At 41.9% G+C, this 15,807-nt stretch carries 15 protein-coding genes and 1 tRNA gene; 11 read left to right on the top strand and 5 right to left on the bottom strand.

Features of this window, described 5'->3' with window-relative positions:
* Nucleotides 1–59: 59 nt before the first annotated feature.
* From ACXYMT_RS10185 to ACXYMT_RS10155, 7 genes are read left to right on the top strand one after another with little or no spacing between them, the layout of a single operon-like run.
* Nucleotides 60–1,025 carry a TIGR03885 family FMN-dependent LLM class oxidoreductase gene (locus ACXYMT_RS10185; RefSeq protein WP_459058969.1) on the top strand — a complete coding sequence of 322 codons (966 nt, stop codon included), beginning with the start codon at nucleotides 60–62 and terminating at the stop codon, nucleotides 1,023–1,025.
* Between the two features lie 10 nt (nucleotides 1,026–1,035).
* The gene (locus ACXYMT_RS10180; RefSeq protein ID WP_459058968.1) at nucleotides 1,036–2,676 is read left to right on the top strand and encodes an alpha-amylase family protein; all 1,641 of its coding nucleotides are present in this window, start codon (nucleotides 1,036–1,038) and stop codon (nucleotides 2,674–2,676) included.
* Nucleotides 2,673–4,268, top strand: a complete 1,596-nt coding sequence (locus ACXYMT_RS10175; RefSeq protein ID WP_459058967.1) for an alpha-amylase family glycosyl hydrolase — start codon at nucleotides 2,673–2,675, stop codon at nucleotides 4,266–4,268. Before ACXYMT_RS10180 ends, ACXYMT_RS10175 begins: the two co-directional genes overlap by 4 nt.
* A gap of 1 nt (nucleotide 4,269) precedes the next feature.
* Nucleotides 4,270–4,641, top strand: a complete 372-nt coding sequence (locus tag ACXYMT_RS10170; RefSeq protein WP_459058966.1) for a sensory rhodopsin transducer — start codon at nucleotides 4,270–4,272, stop codon at nucleotides 4,639–4,641.
* Nucleotides 4,642–5,829, top strand: coding sequence for a D-arabinono-1,4-lactone oxidase (locus ACXYMT_RS10165; RefSeq protein ID WP_459058965.1), 1,188 nt, complete (start codon nucleotides 4,642–4,644; stop codon nucleotides 5,827–5,829).
* Nucleotides 5,826–6,200, top strand: a complete 375-nt coding sequence (locus ACXYMT_RS10160; protein WP_459058964.1) for a sensory rhodopsin transducer — start codon at nucleotides 5,826–5,828, stop codon at nucleotides 6,198–6,200. The genes ACXYMT_RS10165 and ACXYMT_RS10160 overlap by 4 nt, the downstream gene beginning before the upstream one ends.
* Before the next feature lie 12 nt (nucleotides 6,201–6,212).
* Nucleotides 6,213–7,079: an EamA family transporter gene (locus tag ACXYMT_RS10155; protein ID WP_459058963.1), complete on the top strand. Its 867-nt coding sequence runs from the start codon at nucleotides 6,213–6,215 to the stop codon at nucleotides 7,077–7,079.
* 163 nt (nucleotides 7,080–7,242) lie between these two features.
* Here the strand turns inward: ACXYMT_RS10155 and ACXYMT_RS10150 are convergent, their stop codons facing one another.
* The 4 genes from ACXYMT_RS10150 to ACXYMT_RS10135 are packed head-to-tail and all read right to left on the bottom strand — an operon-like array spanning nucleotide 7,243 to nucleotide 12,189.
* Nucleotides 7,243–8,139 carry a succinylglutamate desuccinylase gene (locus tag ACXYMT_RS10150; RefSeq protein WP_459058962.1) on the bottom strand — a complete coding sequence of 299 codons (897 nt, stop codon included), beginning with the start codon at nucleotides 8,137–8,139 and terminating at the stop codon, nucleotides 7,243–7,245.
* A 14-nt stretch (nucleotides 8,140–8,153) separates the two neighbouring features.
* A complete protein-coding gene (locus ACXYMT_RS10145) occupies nucleotides 8,154–9,203 on the bottom strand; it encodes a glutathione synthetase (protein ID WP_459058961.1) in 1,050 nt (349 codons plus the stop codon).
* A gap of 53 nt (nucleotides 9,204–9,256) precedes the next feature.
* Nucleotides 9,257–10,306, bottom strand: a complete 1,050-nt coding sequence (locus tag ACXYMT_RS10140; RefSeq protein ID WP_459058960.1) for a glutathione synthetase — start codon at nucleotides 10,304–10,306, stop codon at nucleotides 9,257–9,259.
* Complete coding sequence (locus tag ACXYMT_RS10135) at nucleotides 10,303–12,189, bottom strand: flavohemoglobin expression-modulating QEGLA motif protein (protein ID WP_459058959.1); 1,887 nt, start codon at nucleotides 12,187–12,189, stop codon at nucleotides 10,303–10,305. The genes ACXYMT_RS10140 and ACXYMT_RS10135 overlap by 4 nt, the downstream gene beginning before the upstream one ends.
* 346 nt (nucleotides 12,190–12,535) lie before the next feature.
* Between ACXYMT_RS10135 and ACXYMT_RS10130 the strand changes: the two genes are divergently transcribed.
* Nucleotides 12,536–12,609 (top strand) — tRNA-Arg (locus ACXYMT_RS10130).
* Here the strand turns inward: ACXYMT_RS10130 and ACXYMT_RS10125 are convergent.
* The gene (locus ACXYMT_RS10125; protein ID WP_459058958.1) at nucleotides 12,607–12,753 is read right to left on the bottom strand and encodes a hypothetical protein; all 147 of its coding nucleotides are present in this window, start codon (nucleotides 12,751–12,753) and stop codon (nucleotides 12,607–12,609) included. The genes ACXYMT_RS10130 and ACXYMT_RS10125 overlap by 3 nt on opposite strands.
* A gap of 325 nt (nucleotides 12,754–13,078) precedes the next feature.
* Between ACXYMT_RS10125 and ACXYMT_RS10120 the strand changes: the two genes are divergently transcribed.
* From ACXYMT_RS10120 to ACXYMT_RS10110, 3 genes are all read left to right on the top strand, one after another.
* The gene (locus ACXYMT_RS10120) at nucleotides 13,079–13,684 is read left to right on the top strand and encodes a hypothetical protein (RefSeq protein WP_459058957.1); all 606 of its coding nucleotides are present in this window, start codon (nucleotides 13,079–13,081) and stop codon (nucleotides 13,682–13,684) included.
* A gap of 514 nt (nucleotides 13,685–14,198) precedes the next feature.
* Nucleotides 14,199–14,627, top strand: a complete 429-nt coding sequence (locus ACXYMT_RS10115; protein ID WP_459058956.1) for a transporter substrate-binding domain-containing protein — start codon at nucleotides 14,199–14,201, stop codon at nucleotides 14,625–14,627.
* The gene (locus ACXYMT_RS10110) at nucleotides 14,624–15,571 is read left to right on the top strand and encodes a cation diffusion facilitator family transporter (RefSeq protein ID WP_459058955.1); all 948 of its coding nucleotides are present in this window, start codon (nucleotides 14,624–14,626) and stop codon (nucleotides 15,569–15,571) included. Before ACXYMT_RS10115 ends, ACXYMT_RS10110 begins: the two co-directional genes overlap by 4 nt.
* Nucleotides 15,572–15,807: the final 236 nt, after the last annotated feature.

Below are 15,807 nucleotides of genomic sequence, written 5' to 3'. Positions count from 1 at the left end.
ATTAAGCTTTATAATTTTAGAAGAAAGCATAATTCCATTAAACTAAACCTTCTGCAGCTATGAAGATAGGCTTTCACGCGTCCCATGAACAATTTACCCCGCGCCACCTCCTCGAACTTGTTCAAAGGGCTGAAGATGCAGGATTTCAGGCAGTTTTATCATCAGATCATTTTCATCCCTGGAGTGATAAACAGGGGGAGAGTGGCTTTGCATGGAGCTGGTTGGGTGCTGCAATGCAGGCAACAAAGCTGGAATATGGAATTGTAAATGCACCGGGTCAAAGGTATCACCCGGCTATCATAGCACAGGCTGTAGCCACTCTGGACCAGATGTTCCCAAAGAGGTTTTTTCTCTGTGCGGGTAGTGGACAATTGCTGAATGAGAACATCACAGGTGAGAAGTGGCCGGCTAAAAGAGACAGGAACATAAGGCTGCAGGAATCTGTGGAGGTGATGAGACGTTTATGGCGGGAAAATGATTATATCAACCACAAGGGCATGTTCACCGTGGAGCGGGCAAAATTATTTACGAAACCCACTCATATTCCAACTGTTTATGGAGCTGCCATCACCGAAAAAACTGCATCCTGGCTCTCTTCCTGGGCCGACGGAATGATAACCATCTCAAAGCCAATTGAGGATCTAAAGAAAATGGTGGAAACCTTTAAGGGAGCAGATGGCGCCAATAAGTCTATGGCTCTCAAAGTCCAAATATCTTACGCCAAAACACCCGAAGTGGCGCTGGAAGGTGCCTGGGAACAGTGGAAGAATAACATTTTCCCCAGCAAGTTAATCGCCGATATTGATAGTCCCGAAAAATTTGATGCCCTGGGCATGAATACAAGAAAAGAAGACCTTGAGAAACATGTGATCATTGGAAGTGATGCAAACATCTTTATTGAAAAGATAAAGGAATTCGAAACACTTGGGTTTGAGAAGATCATCATTCACAATGTGAACAAGCAACAGGAAGATTATATTGACTTTTTTGGACAGGAAGTGCTTCCCGTCATTAAGCAGCAATAACTAACCAATTATGAATAAATACTGGTATAAGAACGCGATCATCTATTCTCTTGATGTAGAGACCTTCAAGGATTCAAACGGGGACGGTACCGGTGACTTTAAGGGACTTAAAAAGGCACTACCTTACCTATCAAGCCTGGGCGTGACCTGCCTATGGCTCCTGCCCATTTTTGATACGCCTAACCGGGATAATGGGTATGATGTAAAAGATTATTACAAGATCGATTCACGTCTCGGGGACCTGGGTCATTTTGCACAATTGATAGATGCTGCCGAAGAACAGGGGATTCGAATAATAATTGATCTTGCCGTAAATCATACTTCTACTGAGCATTTTTGGTTCCAGGAGTCAAGGAAAAGTAAAGACTCTAAATACAGGGATTACTATATATGGGTAGATGAAAAACCTGAAGATCCCGAAAAAAATATGATGGCGGAAGATGGTGAGGACAGCTCCAGCTGGAAATATGATCGTACTGCCAAGGCATATTATTTCCATTCCTTTTACGCTCACCAGCCCGATCTCAATATTTCCAATCCTCAAGTACAGGAAGAAATTTTCAGGATCATGCATTTTTGGTTAAAAATGGGAGTTTCAGGTTTTAGAATAGACGCCGCACCCCATATGTTCAAGGAAAGAGGGAGGATGGACTTTGACGGAGATCCTCACCAGATCTTCCGGAATTTCAGAGAGTTTGTTGAAACTCAAAAGCCAGATGCCATTCTTCTCGCTGAAGTTGATCTCGATCCAAACCAGTATAATAAATTCCTTGGCAATGAAGACCAGATGCACATGTTGTTCAATTTTTATGTCAACAACTTTATGTACCTGGCTTTTGCGAGAGAGGAGGCGACACCTTTGGCCAGGGCTCTCCAAAGAATGCCCGAAGAAATTACGGAAAAGGAACAACTCGCCACTTTTCTGCGCAATCACGATGAACTCAATCTGGATAAATTGAGCAGGAACGAAAGGGAAGAGGTCTTTAAAGCTTTTGCACCCAAAGAAAACATGAGGATTTTTGGCCGCGGAATAAGACGTAGACTGGCTTCTATTTTAGGAAATGACCGAAAGAAGATGGAATTGGCTCACAGTCTTTTGTTTACCCTGCCGGGAACACCTGTGCTTAGATATGGAGAGGAGATAGGCATGGGAGAAGATCTTAGCATGGAAGGTCGCTCCAGTGTACGTACCGTAATGCAATGGGCGAATGACAAAAATGGTGGATTCTCAACTGCGCCGGAAGATAAACTTATTAGAAATGTCATTTCAGGCGGGGAATTTGGCTATGAGAAGATCAACGTAAGCGATCAACTAAGAGATCCCGATTCATTTCTAACCTGGATTTCAAAAGCTATTGACTACAGAAAAGAATTCCCTGAATATGGTTATGGCCGAAACAGGATCATTGACACCGGAGATCCTCATGTTCTGGGGCACTTCACCAAATCTGAAAAAGGAATGGGAGTAGCTTTCCATAACTTTTCTGGCAAGGAGATCACCATTGAACTTGAAATGAAAGAGGAAGATAAAGAAGACCTTGTTGATATTTTCGGAGATATCAGATACGAAAAATTTGATCCTGAAAAACCTAAAGTGAGATTAACCCCTTACGGGTATAGATGGCTGCACAAAAAACACAATTTTTTATGATGTACAAAGATTACCTGTGGTGGCATAAAGGAGTAGTTTACCAGATCTATCCACGATCTTATAAAGATAGTAATGGGGACGGAATAGGGGATCTGCGTGGGATAATCGAAAAACTGGATTACGTAAAAGACCTTGGAATAGATGCGGTCTGGATTTCCCCCATCTATCCTTCCCCTATGGCCGACTTTGGTTATGATGTAAGTGACTACACCGGCATACACCCAATGTTTGGAAACATGCAGGATTTTGATGAGCTGCTTAAGGAGATTCACGAACGGGGAATGAAACTTATTCTTGATCTTGTACCTAATCACTCCTCAGATCAACATCCCTGGTTCCTGGAATCTAAAAGCTCAAAGGACAATCCTAAGAGAGACTGGTATATATGGAAAGATCCGGGTCCCAATGGAGATCCGCCAAATAACTGGCTCAGTGTTTTTGGTGGTTCAGGATGGGAGTACGATGAAAATACCGACCAATATTACTATCACGCCTTTCTAAAGGAACAACCCGATCTAAACTGGCGAAATCCTGAGGTGCAGGCAGCAATGTTTGAGGTGATGAGATTTTGGCTGGAAAAAGGTGTGGATGGCTTTCGGGTTGATGTGATGTGGCACATGATCAAAGACGAGCAGCTTAGGGACGATCCGCCAAACCCGGATTATCACGCAGGCATGAACTCCTACAGTAAACAGATTCCGGCTTATTCTACAGATCAGGATGAGGTACATGATATCGTCCATAAGATGCGCAGGGTTATTGATGATTATGATGAGAGACTGCTCATAGGAGAGATCTACCTGCCAATAAGTAAACTGGTTCGCTATTACGGGGAGGATAATAGAGGGGCACATTTACCCTTTAATTTTCAATTGTTGCAATTACCATGGAATGCTCCCAAAATTGAAGCAGCCATAAGTGAATACGAAGGTGCTTTACCCGAATTTGGATGGCCAAACTGGGTTTTAGGAAACCATGACAATTCGCGTATTGCAAGTAGGGTACGAAAGGAGCAGGCAAGAAATGCGGCCATGCTGCTGTTGACTCTACGTGGTACTCCTACTGTGTATTATGGAGATGAACTTGGAATGGAGGATGTGGATATTCCGGAAGATAAGATCAAGGATCCTCAGGCCCTGAACGAGCCTGGCGTTGGCCGAAGTCGGGATCCCGAACGAACTCCTATGCAGTGGAATGATCACAAAAATGCCGGATTCACTGAAGGAGAACCCTGGCTTCCGCTCATGGAAAATTATAAAGGTCTCAATGTTCAGAAGCAATGGAACGAGAAAGGTTCCATGCTTGATCTTCACAAGAGACTGCTCTCTATAAGGGCTAAAGAACCGGCTTTGCACGTAGGCAAATACATTCCGGTTTCTTCGCAAGGTGACCTGCTTGTATACATGAGAGAATTTGAAGAGACAAAATTCCTTGTCGTTCTAAACCTTGGAGATTCAGAAGAAAACTTTGAGCCGGGGATGGAGTGGGAAGGAACAGTGAAAATATCAACCGATGGAAGCCTGGAAGGGCAGGAGCTAAAGAACAAACTGAAAGTAGCCGCAAATCAGGGGCTATTGATAAAATTGAAATAAGATGAGAACATTAGGAAAGAAAACCTGGGTAATTGCTGAAGGTTATATCCCAGAATACGGTACAGGAAAAGAACCGGAATTTACCAGCCACGAAACCGCCTGCATTCTCAACACCTCAAACCAAAATGCCGAGGTGGAATTAACTATCTTTTTTTCAGATAAAGATCCGGTTGGTCCATATAAAGTAACAGTAGAGGCGCAGCGAACTAAGCATTTAAGGTTCAATGATCTTAAAGATCCTGAACCCGTTCCTCTGGGAACAGATTATGCCTGTGTCATTGAATCTTCTGTACCTGTTGTGGTACAGCACACAAGGCTTGATTCAAGACAGGCCGAAAATGCCCTTTTAACCACTATAGCTTATTCAGAATAAATGGAGATCTTCAGCAATTGGAGCGGGAGCATGACCTTTACTCCGGGAGAAATTTGCAATCCCGAGAGTGAGGAGCAGGTTTGCGAGCTTGTCAAAAAAGCAACTTCTGAAGGAAAAAAGGTCAGGGTTGTTGGTGCAGGTCACTCCTCTTCTCCTTTGGTGAGGACAAATGACTACCTGCTTTCACTGAAGCATTTCCGCGGAGTTGAAGATCCCGATCTTGAAAACTACCGCGCCATTGTGCCTACGGGTATGACTGTTAAAGAGGCCGGAAAAGATCTTTTTCGATACGGTCTTGCCATGCACAACACCGGAGATGTTGATGTTCAAACCCTTGCCGGCGCTATTGGCACCGGAACCCACGGAACAGGGGTAGAGCTGGCCAATCTTTCGGCTATGCTGTATGGGGTGAGAATGGTGACAGGAACGGGTGAGATCGTGGAAATTGATCGCGCTTCCGATAAAGATACTATGCAGGCTCTGCAGGTTTCTATGGGTAGCTGCGGAATTTTCCTTAAAATAAAACTTCAGCTGGAACCAGTGTACCAGTTGTATCGAAGGGAATATTGTGTCTCTTTTAAAGATTGTATGGATCACCTGGAAGACCTGAAAAAGAACCGGAATTTCGATTTCTACTGGTATCCACGCACCGACCTTTGCAAGATCAGGATCATGAACACCGAAAAAGAAAAGATGCCGGAAATTAGCTATGGCTCCCTGGAACTGGAACGGGAAGGCCCTAGCCATGAGATCCTGCCGCGGTCGCGGGACATTAAATTTGATGAAATGGAGTATGTGCTTCCACAGGAAAAAGCAATGGATTGTTTTCGGGAGGTAAGGCAGCAGGTGAAGGAAAAATACAGAAGGGACGTCGCATGGCGGCTATTGATCCGTACGATCAAGAAGGATGATGCCTTAATAAGCCCAATGAGCGAAAGGGAATCGGTTACCATTTCCCTGCATCACAATGCCGGGCTCAGGTTTTGGCACTATTTTCAAGCCATTGAACCTATCTTTCTAAAGTATGAAGGTCGGCCGCACTGGGGAAAGAAGCATACTCTTAAGGCAACGCAACTAAAGGAAATGTATCCTCACTGGAAGAAATTCCAGCAAACCCGTCAAAAATTTGATCCCGAAAACACCTTTTTGACACCCTATATGCACGAACTTTTTATTTCAGAAGTATGAAAAAGATAGGAAAACTGGACTGGGCTTTTTCGGGTGGAAGAATTCCTTTTGAATCTACCGGGGAAGAACCGGAGTTCAACAGTCATGATAAAATAGCAGTTTTAAACACCTCCGGAGATACTGCAGAAATTGAGATCTTTATTTTTTACGAGAATCAGGAACCTGTGGGGACTTATGAGGTGGAGATCGAAGCCCGAAGGCTGCGGAAGATAAGGATCAATGACCTCATAACCCCCGACGCTGTACGGCTGGACAGGAATTATGGTTGTTATATTCGTTCAAATGTGCCGGTGGTGATACAATTCAGCAGGATGCATACAGGGCAGGATGCCAATGCGATAATGGGAACAATGGCATTTCCTGCCGACTAAAAATGGGAAAAAATGTTAGGATTTTTACTGGCTTTTGGAACCGCAATTTCTGAAGCTTTAAAAGACATTACCAGTAAACATAATCTTCACCATGTTGACGAATACACGGCTGCATTTGCTATGCACCTGGTGCAGAGCCTTTTATTGATCCCAATCGTTTTTTTTACGGGGATGGAGTTGTTAAGCACACGCTTTCTCTGGACCTTGCTGGCAAGTTCACTTTTGCAGCTCACCGTTATTCTATTGTACTTCAAAGCAATCAAGCGCTCAGAGATCTCTGTTACTTTGCCGCTTATTACTTTGACACCGCTATTCATGCTCATTACCTCACCAATAATGATCGGGGAATTTCCCAATGCTTTGGGCTTGGTGGGAATCCTCTTGATCGTTGTCGGGACCTATATTTCAAATCTTAGTGAGGATCCAAAAAAGGTATTTGCGCCCTTTGTTTCTTTGGTGAAAAACCAGGGGTCGCGTTATATGCTCATGGTAGCTTTTATCTGGAGCATTACGGCCAACCTTGACAAAATAGGAGTGGAGGAGACTTCCCCGGTTTTTTGGTCTTTTTCAAAAGATTTTGTCATCTTATTCTATCTTGTTCCAATTGTGCTTTGGAAATCTAAGAGGCCCTGGCTACAAATTAGGAACAGGAAACTTCCTTTAGCAATGGTAGGATTCTTCAGGTCTACAAGTGTACTTGCTCAAATGTTTGCCATTCAATTCATCCTGGTACCTTATGTAATCTCAATTAAGAGAGCCAGTGCTGTGTTTATTATTCTCTACGCCTTTTTCTTTCTAAATGAAAAAAAGAATTTCAGGAACCGCGTAATAGGGATCACAATCATACTTGCAGGTCTCTTTATCATCGCCATTTCCTGACCTCTCAAAAAGGGTAAAAATCTTCTCCATTATTTCTGAAGAAAATATTTTCTAATTCCCGGTGTCTAAATCCAATTTCTTATGAAAAACAAATTTCTAAAACTCTCTACAGGAGAGGTGGCGGGAATCCTTAAAGGAAAACTGCCACCTCTGTAGAAGTTTTTTATTGTTCTTCTATAACAAAAAACCCGTCATTTCCCTGAGACTGGTAAAGAGGCATAAAGATATATGCATCCCATTCACTTTTGATTTCACGGCCATTACTTGTTGCAAGGGTCTGGCCTTTTTTGATCTTCTGAAAATTCTTAAAGCCCGGTTCCATTTTAAAGTTATCTCCTTTCTTGATCTCATGTCTGTAGATGATCTCGAAGGTTTTTTGCGAAGGAGCATTCTTTTCTGTGAAATGCTCAACACATTCTGGGTAGCAGGAAACCTTCTCTACATCCAGGCCGTTAGCCTGTTTCAAAGCCAGCCATATCATTCCTTCGTGATTTTCTACAGAAGCATGACTGGTGTGTTGTCCTGCCTCAAAAACAAATCCCGTAAGGCCTGTGCGGCTCATGTAGTGATCAATAGCTCCATACACTATATCACTAAAGCCTCTTACGATATAGGTTGGAAATTTGTGGGCCCAGCTGTCATTGTCGTTTACATCCTGTACAGAAATGTACGGAAGACTGTCCGAAGAAGTCGTATGACAATCAAGGAAGTAGCGCTTAGTAAAATCTTCCTTTGAGTACTTTTCAAGGATCTCGATGATCTCATGCATTTCCCTTTGTTCCTGCGTTTCGGGATCGTTATTTTTTACATTATCTTCGGTCCAGGTGCGGTTGAGATCTTCATCAATATACCTTTTTCCTTTTTCAAGTGCAGCTTTATTTCCCATTACCCCCACGATCCTTCCGTTGATCTCGGGCTTTGTCTTTTCCAATTCTGCAAAGACCTTCTTAAGAGCTTTTACCCCACTGGGTTCATTTCCATGTACACCTGCAGTGACAAAGAGTAAAGGTCCTTCTTTATCACTGGAGTAATCTCCTATAATTCTTGAATTTTCTATCATTATTGTTTCTTTATTTATGCCATGGTAGCCAATACCTGGTTTGAGATCTGGCCTTTGTACATCTTTTTATATTCCACTTTCTTTTCTATTGCATCAATCACAACATCCGAAAAATCGGGCAATCCAATTTCTCCAAAGTGGTCTAATCCTCCGGGGCTTAAAACATTGATCTCTATGAGCTTATCCTTGACTATATCAAGTCCTACAAAAAATAATCCATCCCTTATCAATTTTGGAGCGGTTATCTCGATGATCTTTTTCATCTCCTCTGTTAGCGGACTTTTATCCCCGGTTCCTCCCTGATTGAAATTACTGCGGAATTCCCCTTCGCCTGTGACTCTTTTGATGATCCCGTAATTACCATCTTTCTCCATCACCCGCCCATTCATGAGCAGTACTCTAACGTCGCCTTCTTTGGCTGCAGGTAAATATTCCTGAGCAATGATATATCCCTGGGCTGTTAAGTTCTCAATGATCTGATTCAGATTTTTTTCATTCTTGTCAATGAGATATACATCACGACCACCAGAACCTTCCAGGGGCTTTAAGACCATTTTCTTTTTGTGCTTTTCAAAGAATTCCATTACGTCTTCCTTCTTTCTTGTAATAATGGAGTAGGGCTTAATACTGGCAGGTAGCTCTTCAAAGTACAGTTTATCGATGAAAGCGTTGGAAAGGGCATAGGCATCGTTTAAAACTAAAACCCCGTCCTGTTGTACCATCCGGCCAAAAGCTACGCCGGCTTGTTCGGCCCACTGCCTTGAGGAACCCTCTTCTGTCGGGTTATTCCGGATGAACAGTACATCGAGATCTTTTGCTGTTATTCTTTCCTTTTTCGCCTTATCGCTCTGTAAAAGCTTCAGGTACTCCTCCGGAGTTTTTGCCTCCATTTTTTTTGGAACGTAGACAGAGTCGATACCTATTTCCTTGTCCTGCTCGAAAAAGAAATCACCCACGCCCATTGCGTAAACATCGTGTTTTCTTTTTCTGGCCTCGTGCATTAGAAATACGGTAGTACCACAAGTTTCTGTTTCTACATTATTGACTACAAAACATATTTTCATTCATTCTTGTTTTAAGGGATCTCTCCCGAATTAATTTTATTTTAAAGGATATGCTACTCCATGGTAGCAAGCTCACGGTTGGAAATTCCAGAACCATAAAGCTTCTTATATTCTATTTTTCTTTCAATGGCTTCTATGATCACATCAGAAAAGTTATCCACTCCAATTTTTTGAAGGCCATCCAGCCCACCCGGACTAAGAACATTTATTTCAATCAATTTATCTTTTACGACATCAAGGCCTACAAAGAAATGTCCGTCCCTTTTTAATTTAGGGCCAATGATATTCACGATCTTCTGGATTTGTTCTGTGAGTTCAACAGTTTCCGGCGTTCCCCCCTGGGATATATTACTTCGGAATTCTCCGTCCCCACTCACTCTTTTAATTATACCGTAATTTTTGCCTTTTTGAAGGATCTTTCCGTTGAGGATAAGAACACGCACATCGCCTTCTTTAGCGGCAGGTAAATATTGTTGAGCTATGATATAACCCTGGGACGTAAGGTTTTCAATGATCTGATTGAGATTTTTTTCATTCTTGTCGATTAGATAAACTCCCCGGCCACCCGAACCTTCCAAAGGCTTAAGGATCATCTTCTTCTTATGAGCTTCAAAAAAGTCCAGAATTTCCTGCTTATCGCGGGTAATAAGCGAAGACGGTTTTACATGAGCGGGTAGCTCTTCAAAGTAGAGCTTATCTATAAAAGCATTGGATAGGGCAAAGGCATCATTGAGCACAAGCACGCCTTCCTTTTGCACCATTCGGCCAAAGGCTACCCCGGCCTGTTCTGCCCAGTGCCGGCCACTATCTTCCTCGGTGGGATTGTTCCTAATGAAAAGCACGTCAAGATCCTTTGCTACTATTTTCTGTTTTTTGGCTTTTTCTCCCTGAAGAATCTCCAGGTATTCCTCGGGGGATTCAGGGTTAAAATTTTTGGGCAGGGAAGTAGTAATGATGCTTAGCGCCTCATTCTGTGTAAAACTGAAATCTCCCACCCCCATTAGAAAAACTTCATGTTTTCTCTTCCAGGCTTCGTACATCATGTAAACAGTAGTACCTGCACCTTCAGATTCTACACTATTAACTACAAAACATATTTTCATGCATTGATCAATTGTGAAAGAGAAATTCCCTCCCTGATTTTATTTAGCTTGTTCTTCGTCTCTTCCGTATTTAGATATCTTGGGCTCAGTTTGACAGGAGAAAGAACCCGTCGCTCTTGTAACTCATTAATAATAGGCATGTGTTCAAGAGAAAATTTTCCGGTTAGCAGGGGAGCCAATTCTCCTCCTTCCTGTAAATGTTCCTTTAGTTGTACCAGCCCTTTTAAATAAGAGATATCCTTCGTAAAACCTCCACCCTGCATAATTCGTGAAGTAATATTGAAGGCTCTCTGAGGGGTAAATCCATAATCTTTGTACAGAAGCCGGAATATTTCCTGGAAACTGGCTCCATGCATTCGGGCGGAAGCTGCAACGACCCTTCCTGCCAGCGTACGCATCCTGTTTGCCGTTAACCCACCTACAAGATATTCCGACAGTACAGCAAGACCTTCCTGCAGCGTGTCATAATCTGTTAAGCCTATGGAAAGTAGCCTAAGTGGCTGTTGTCTTCCGTTGTAATAAGTTAAGACGTGGGTTCCTATCTCATGCTGGATCAATGCCCTTGTTTCATTAGCATTTAATTTGTAGTCACTGGGCAAATAGAGTTCCCCGCGGGAAACCATTAGGATGTTCACATCATCACGTACATGTACCTGGCTGGAGAAATTTTTGTCCTGCTCTTTGAAATAATCAAATTCGCGGTTAGCCAGGGCTTTAAAGTCCTCAGCCTTCATGATACTTTCGAAATCCTGATCTTCTTTTTCCTTCACCTCCCGAAGAACGGTTTCTGCTTCCCTTTGCAGTTCGTTGCTTATTTTTCCGAACAGCATCATACTGTTATAGAAAAAACTATCCGAGCCTCTGTCTGTAAGCATACTTATTTGCAAGTCCAGTTCCTCCCGCTTTTCCCGGAAAATATAAGAGAGGGCAGGATCATCAACATCCTCGAGTTTCAGGTTGTAGAGCTTTCTCTTTAAAACATCGGGGTCAAAGGGGAGAAGCCTGTAATGGTAATTGAGCACCTTTTCATAATTACTCTCAAAAAAGGCATCTTTGATATGTCTTATGTTTGCCGGTGAAACCAGCCACAGGAATTGATACGAAGTTTCAATTTCAGAAAGCTGCCGGTCGATCTCTAAAACCTTTTCCTGAAGGTTTTTTTGACCGAGAGCCCTGTAGCTCTTTACTCCGCTGGAAGTTTGAATTCTAATGAACTGGAAAATAGTTTTATGAAGGGCAACAACAAAGTCATCCTTAAAACTTCTGAAGAAAACCGGATAATCCTGGCCTTCCTTGCTGCGGTATACGGGAGGTACTTCAATACCTATAAGCAAACATCCCGCATCCTTCAACTGCGATAATTTCAGGAGTGGTGGCTCACCTTCAGGTTGGCGTTTAACACTATCCTCAACCTCTGTAGGTTCAAGATGCAGTGCATGGTAGCCTGAATTCAAATTATCCAGTTCCTTCTGAAGTTCCTTTATAGTAGTTGAAAGTTTCTCTGCAGGACCTTTGATCTTAAAATTCCGGCTCTGTTGATCGCCTGCAAAGACCTCTATTATTAAAAAAGACTTAAACTTAGAAGACATAGCTTCACTTAGGGAGAACATAAGTCGCCGGTAACCTTCAAAGTCTTTGTTCCCAATAATAAGAAAAGATGCCTCACTCAGGATAAGGCGCACTGTGGCTCTGTCTATTGCATCTTCATCATCACCATCAAGATTCCTGTAGACCACCAGGTAGGGAAGTTCATCGCTCATATGCAGATAACCACCTCCCGGTAAATGTTTTTCAATTTCGCATTCTTCCTGAAGTTCTTCTATGATCTTTTCAATGGAGGTTTCACCAAGGGGTTGTGATTCTTTTGATGTGCTTACTTCCATAAAACTTTTTTGCTTTCTTTAGAATTCCTCAAACCAGAAAAAGGCTGAAAAGCCCTGTAAAAATGCTCTTTAGTAAATTTAACCGATTCAGAAGTTTTTGAAGAATATTGCCCCTGCAATTAGCTGAAGTTTAGGAAAGATTTAATAGTACTTTTGGATATGAGGTAAGGACATTCTTTTCCTTTAAAAGCTTGATCATTGGTTGAAAGATGCCTGAAAAACGACTTCTGAAAAAAGCTTTTTTAGCTAACCTTCTGAAGTTGTAAAGCTTAGCAAAAACTATCCAATAAATTATTTTTTTTGCTTGTCCTTTTTAAAAACCTCATTATATTTGCACCGCTTTAATGGTCGCGTAGCTCAGTTGGATAGAGCATCTGCCTTCTAAGCAGACGGTCAGAGGTTCGAATCCTCTCGCGATCACATCAAGTACAAAACCACGTCCCGAAGGGCGTGGTTTTTTTGTTTCACGGAAACCTGAAGCATAGCTTCATCTGTAGGCATCGATTCTTCTTTGGCCTCTTTACAAAGAGGGCAGGTAGGAATAGATTTTAAAATGCTATTCATTTCTAACTTTTTAAGCCTCATGGGATATCCCAGGCCATTTTGCGCACTAAGACATTTATAAATTTATTAATAATGTTGTTCCAAAAAGAGGTATAATCGAAATTCTGAACGAAAATGTTATTGTGTGATTCCAATTTTAAGGATATAGAATGCTCGCTAAAAAGGACTTTTTCCTCATATAAAAGCTGGGAAGGAGCATCTAAAAAATACCTAGTATAACTTCCAGAAACATGAGGAATGTTATAAAATCTTAAAAGTTGGATTTTCCTTATTCTTTTATAACCAGAAGTTTTATATTAAGTAAAAACCTAAAAATTAATAAGTTATGAGAAAGACATTTATTAGTACGTTTATGATTCTTTTCCTGGGAATGAACCTGGTAGTAAATGCACAGGAGAAAAAAGCAAATGTTGAACACTGGCCGGAAACTGCTAAAAAAGCAGCGAAGGCAATGACAGAGAAATATGGAGAGCCACATCAGCAAACGGAAAGCATGCTTATTTGGAAAGATACAGAGCCTTTTACTCATACGGTAGTGTATAAGGAGGAAATTCAGCATAATTTCCCTATGCCCCATAAGGATGTTTTGGAGCAGGTGATCAATTATGATGTTCCGGTTGAAAAATTCTCTGATCTTGCCACTTTTGATGGTAGTGTGATAGTCGAGAGAACCAAAGGAACTATGGCAGCACGTTGTGACAAGGAAGCAGCCAATCTTCTGGCTTTAAATCTTGCTCACGACATTATACAGGGAACCCGCACGGTTGATGAGGCCCGGGAAATGTATGCCGGAGTCATAATGCAGATGTTGCAGGGAAAAGAACATGGTTACCTGCAGAAATTAACTTTTGGTCTGCCGCAAGAGGATATTACAAATCCTGACGAAACGATAATGGACATGTCGGAAGTCAAACGCTTGAAGAACAAATAATTTCAATCTTTTACTTACCGGTCTAATTGCCGAAGGCTTTTCCTTCGGCAGTTTATTTATACAACTTCCAATATGAGCAAGAAAATGAACTTATATCTCATTTGGAGCACAACCCGGAGGACTATGAGTTTTTCAGCAGAGAAAGATTCTTTTATTACCCGTACCTTAGAGTGTAAGTGTAATCCTTTTGCTTTCTTAAGTGGCAACTGACTTTATTAAAAATAGAAGGGAGTAACTTTTTAATTTCATAAAAAGTCAATGGAAACTGGTTGGAAACCTTCATTTTTCACCTGCTGATGACTTTAAGACACCCAAAGAGATTTTTCACTCCTATCCTCACGAATAAGGCTATTTTCCTTCCTCTTTCCCTGCAAGGTTGAGCTACAGTAGCAGCGGCAATAGCTTAAAAAAAAATTGACATCTGCCTAAATTTATACCCATTTCCGATTTTTACTCATCTTAATGTTTCCTTATCAACTATCTCTTTTTGTGGTAAAATACTTACCTTCAAGATATGAAGAAGCTCTCGATCCTCTTATTTACAGTTATTGCGGCCTGCACTTTCCCCAAGGATTCTAAAGATTCTTTTGAAGAAGCAAGGAATTCTGCTTTAAAAGTTGGGCTAACAGAAAATCCACCTTATGTGATCCTTCAGGGGGAGGAGCCGAAAGGTTTTGAGGTGGAAATGTTGCGGGAATTTGCATCCAAAGAAGGTCTAAAGGTGGAATTCAGCAAAGGTTCAGAGAGTGAGTTAGTAAATAAGTTACACAAATTTGAACTACATATAGTTGCCGGGGGAATGGATAAGAAGACGGTTTGGAAGAAAGAAGCCGGACTTACCACTACCTATGATGACAGGCATGTTTTTCTTATTCCCAAAGGGGAAAATCGTCTACTGGAGCATTTGGAGAAATTTATCTTTAGTAAAAAGAAACAGCAATGAAAACAATTCGGGACTTTGAATTGCCTCCAGAGTTAAGAGAAACGCTTAAAAAAGCAGAGAAGCTGGAGTGGATCACTCTTGTCTATCTCATCTCGGTCACAATTGTGATGTATCTGGTATTGGGATCCAGTCAGGCCATGAAAACTGCATGGCTGGAGGACGTTCTAAGCCTAATTCCCTCAGCCGGTTTTCTCATTGCCAGCAAGATCAACAGCAAAGCACCCAACAAGCGGTTTCCTTTTGGTTATCACCGGGTGTTCTCCGTTGCTTTTCTGGTGGGAGCTGTAGCTTTGCTTGGAATGGGGCTTTTCCTGCTCTTCGATTCTTCAATGGCCCTTATCAAGACTGAACGTCCCACAATAGGAAGTATGCAGATCTTTGGGTATACGATCTGGATGGGATGGCTTATGATCGCCGCTCTTATCTACAGCGCAGGCCCTGCTATGTGGTTGGGAAATAAGAAGATCCCCATGGCTAAAAAATTACACAACAAGCTATTGTATACAGATTCCAGCGCTCAGAAAGCCGATTACATGACAGCACTCGCTGCTATTTTAGGTATTCTTGGAGTAGGGCTGGGGCTCTGGTGGGCAGATGCAGCAGCAGCTATTTTTATTTCGGGTTCCATTCTTAAAGATGGCTTTAAGCATACTAAAACTGCTATCTTGGATCTCATGGACAGATATCCAAAGCGGTTATTAGCAGAGGATGAAGATCAGATCATCGTTGATGTGAACAACCGGGTTCGTTCCTGGGATTGGGTAGCTGAAGCAAAGGTGCGTTTTCGTGAGGCGGGACAGGTTTATTTTGGTCAGATAGCTGTAGTCCCAAAAGGAGAAATTGACCTTGAAAAAATTGAGGAAGGTTATGAGGAAATTAAAAGTATGCACTGGAAGCTGCACGATTTTACAATAGACCCGGTGAAGAAATTACCCAATTGGTGATCTAACCGAGTAATAGCTGTTTTTAATTTTTTATCATCATCTTCAGGATAGCCGGAAATTAGCTTCTCCAAAAGCGGACTCTTCCATAAGTTCGGCTGCTGCAACTTTCCGCAAAGTTTTACCGGTTGCCAATTCAAACCTTGTCATATAATGAATATTCAATGGAGTAAAGATATCAAGGTATAGCAAAAAACCATTTCAAGTTTTCATGAAATGGTTTTTAGTTTGTTTGAGCT

This window comes from Salinimicrobium sp. CAU 1759 (assembly GCF_054482715.1).
The sequence above is the reverse complement of the archived record's forward strand: the minus strand, read 5'-3'. Positions and strand labels throughout refer to the sequence as shown.

What these genes read in the sequence shown, in the direction of transcription:
- ACXYMT_RS10110 (WP_459058955.1), top strand. Translation starts at nt 14,624, where the DNA reads ATGAAAACAATTCGGGACTTTGAATTGCCTCCAGAGTTAAGAGAAACG.
- ACXYMT_RS10175 (WP_459058967.1), top strand. Translation starts at nt 2,673, where the DNA reads ATGATGTACAAAGATTACCTGTGGTGGCATAAAGGAGTAGTTTACCAG.
- ACXYMT_RS10170 (WP_459058966.1), top strand. Translation starts at nt 4,270, where the DNA reads ATGAGAACATTAGGAAAGAAAACCTGGGTAATTGCTGAAGGTTATATC.
- ACXYMT_RS10160 (WP_459058964.1), top strand. Translation starts at nt 5,826, where the DNA reads ATGAAAAAGATAGGAAAACTGGACTGGGCTTTTTCGGGTGGAAGAATT.
- ACXYMT_RS10165 (WP_459058965.1), top strand. Translation starts at nt 4,642, where the DNA reads ATGGAGATCTTCAGCAATTGGAGCGGGAGCATGACCTTTACTCCGGGA.
- ACXYMT_RS10140 (WP_459058960.1), bottom strand. Translation starts at nt 10,306, where the DNA reads ATGAAAATATGTTTTGTAGTTAATAGTGTAGAATCTGAAGGTGCAGGT.
- ACXYMT_RS10115 (WP_459058956.1), top strand. Translation starts at nt 14,199, where the DNA reads ATGAAGAAGCTCTCGATCCTCTTATTTACAGTTATTGCGGCCTGCACT.
- ACXYMT_RS10180 (WP_459058968.1), top strand. Translation starts at nt 1,036, where the DNA reads ATGAATAAATACTGGTATAAGAACGCGATCATCTATTCTCTTGATGTA.
- ACXYMT_RS10155 (WP_459058963.1), top strand. Translation starts at nt 6,213, where the DNA reads ATGTTAGGATTTTTACTGGCTTTTGGAACCGCAATTTCTGAAGCTTTA.
- ACXYMT_RS10135 (WP_459058959.1), bottom strand. Translation starts at nt 12,189, where the DNA reads ATGGAAGTAAGCACATCAAAAGAATCACAACCCCTTGGTGAAACCTCC.
- ACXYMT_RS10125 (WP_459058958.1), bottom strand. Translation starts at nt 12,753, where the DNA reads ATGAATAGCATTTTAAAATCTATTCCTACCTGCCCTCTTTGTAAAGAG.
- ACXYMT_RS10185 (WP_459058969.1), top strand. Translation starts at nt 60, where the DNA reads ATGAAGATAGGCTTTCACGCGTCCCATGAACAATTTACCCCGCGCCAC.
- ACXYMT_RS10120 (WP_459058957.1), top strand. Translation starts at nt 13,079, where the DNA reads ATGAGAAAGACATTTATTAGTACGTTTATGATTCTTTTCCTGGGAATG.
- ACXYMT_RS10150 (WP_459058962.1), bottom strand. Translation starts at nt 8,139, where the DNA reads ATGATAGAAAATTCAAGAATTATAGGAGATTACTCCAGTGATAAAGAA.
- ACXYMT_RS10145 (WP_459058961.1), bottom strand. Translation starts at nt 9,203, where the DNA reads ATGAAAATATGTTTTGTAGTCAATAATGTAGAAACAGAAACTTGTGGT.